This window comes from Mesorhizobium sp. M7A.T.Ca.US.000.02.2.1 (assembly GCF_003996995.1).
Taxonomy (GTDB): domain Bacteria; phylum Pseudomonadota; class Alphaproteobacteria; order Rhizobiales; family Rhizobiaceae; genus Mesorhizobium.
Window position 1 is genome coordinate 1 of the sequence record NZ_RZTT01000648.1, and the last position, 2,286, is coordinate 2,286.

Below are 2,286 nucleotides of genomic sequence, written 5' to 3' on the forward strand. Positions count from 1 at the left end.
GCACACCGGCCACCGAACCGGCGAGCCGCACGCGCAGCCCAAACGGCTCCACCTTGCGCTTGCCCAGACTCGCAGCGATGCCGGCGGCGATATCGCCCACCCAGATCCACAGGAAGCGCAACGCGATCAGGCACAGCGTCAGCGCGATGACGGTCGCGATCGGCTGGATGATCGGGTGCAGGCTCATGAGTTCCGGCGGCACATGGCGGATGATGTCGGGAAGCTGCAGGCCGAGCACGATGAAGAGAGCGCCGTTGAAAACGAAGGAAAGCGTCGTCCACAGCGACATCGTCTGCATGCGCGCCGAGACGCCGAGGAAGCGAAACACGCCGGAGCCGCCGGTGAGCAGGCCGGCGGTAACAGCCGCCAGGATGCCGGAAGCTCCGACATGCTCGGCGCCGAGATAGGCTATGAAGGGCAGCAGGACCATCACCAGCACCTGCGCCTCGGCCGGCACGCCGCCGATCCGGTTGAGCAGTTGCAGCAGCTTGGCGGCAACGAACAGCGCCGCCACGCCGATCAGGATGCCCATCGCCACGGCATAGAAAAAACTGAGCGAAGCCGCCGCAAGGGAAAAGCTGCCGGTCAGCACCGCCGCGACGGCAAAGCGGAACATGACCAGCCCCGACGCATCGTTGAGCAGCGACTCGCCTTCCAGAATGTGCATCAGCCGCGCCGGGACGACATTCCTGTCGACGATCGAGGACACCGCCACCGCGTCGGTCGGCGACAGCACCGCGGCAAGCGCAAAAGCGACCACCAGCGGGATGCTCGGCACCAGCCAATGCAAGGCGTAGCCGACGCCGACGATGGTGAAGAAGACCAGTCCTATGGCCAGATCCAGGATCGGTCCGCGCAGCGCCATCAGTTCACGCTTCGGTGCGCCATAGGCATCGCCGAACAGCAGCGGCGGAATGAACACCAGCAGGAACAGTTCCGGATTGATCTCGACATGGATGCCGCGCACCGGCCACGCAAGCGCGGCACCGATCGCAATCTGCAGCACCGGCAACGGCACCCGCACCAGGCGAACCAGAGCGCCGGAAAGCGCCACGAAGACGAGCACGACCAGAATGAAGACGGCGACTTCCATGGTCCGGTTCCAGGCTTTCCGCCGACCATGCGCAAAGCCGGCCGATCCGTCCAGCCGCCCGTCCCGTGAAAAACGCCGCGGCACCCAATCAATGAAAAAGGCCGCCCTGAGAGGCGGCCCTTTTTACATAAGAATCAAATGTTTATAGCGCAGACGTGATCTGCAGCTCGTTGTTGCCGTCAAGCGCGTAGACGTCGTCGCGGAACTGCACGACGCCCGGACCGGTCGACCAGGCCGAGAGATAGAGGAAGTGGACCGGCACCGGATTGGTGACCTGGATCGGCGTGTTTTCACCGGTCTTGATCGCCGCCTCGAAATGCTGGCGGTCCCAGCCGGGCGTGTCGCGCAGGATCCAGGTGACGAGGTCGCGCACATTCTGCACGCGCACGCAGCCCGAGGAATCGAAACGCAACATCTTGCCGAACAGGCTCTGCTGCGGCGTGTCGTGCATGTAGACGCCGTCAGGGCTCGGAAAATTGATCTTCACCGAGGCCATGGCGTTTTCCGAGCCGGGATCCTGGCGGAACCGGTACTTGGCGGCGTCGTCGGTCGACCAGTCCACATTCATGGGATCGACTTCGCTGCCATCGGGCGCGAACAGGCGGATGTGGCTGTTCTTGAGATAATCGGGATCCTTCCGCATCAGCGGAATGATGTCCTTGCGCACGATCGAGACCGGTGCGTTCCAGTATGGATTGACGATGATCTCGTTGATCTTGGAATTGACGATCGGCGTCTGCCGGTCGATCTTGCCGACGATCGCGGTGTGGCGAAGCACGACGCGGTCGTTCTCGACCGCTTCGACCTGCGCTGCCGGAATGTCGACCAGCACGTAGCGGCTGCCCAGCGTGCCGGCCTTCTCGCGCAGCCGCTGCAGATTGGTCTGCAACTGGCCGAGCCGGATCTGCGCCGAAACGTTCATCGCCGCATAGGTGTATTTGCCGAGCGCACCATCGGCAGGCAGGCCGTGGCGCAGCTGGAAGCGCTTGACCGCCGAGTCGACATAGGAATCGAAAGCCGTCGAAATGCCGGCGCTTTGCGACAGGTCGCCGGAAACCATCAGCCGCTTGCGCAACGGCACCACATCCGGGTCGTCGACGCCGAGCTGCAGCTTCTTGGTCGCGGGAACGTCGACCCAGCCACCCTGCCCGACAATGTTCTGGTATTGCCCGACCGCCTGCTCCGTGAAGGCG

2 protein-coding genes are annotated in these 2,286 nt (G+C 63.8%); both read right to left on the reverse strand.

Annotated elements, in window-relative coordinates; all coding sequences use genetic code 11:
• A partial coding sequence (locus EOD15_RS33015; RefSeq protein ID WP_148129776.1) for a sodium:proton antiporter occupies positions 1-1,093 on the reverse strand: 1,093 nt, incomplete at its 3' end.
• 142 nt (positions 1,094-1,235) lie between these two features.
• The coding region (locus tag EOD15_RS33020) for a L,D-transpeptidase family protein (protein ID WP_127409229.1) at positions 1,236-2,286 on the reverse strand (1,051 nt) is incomplete at its 5' end.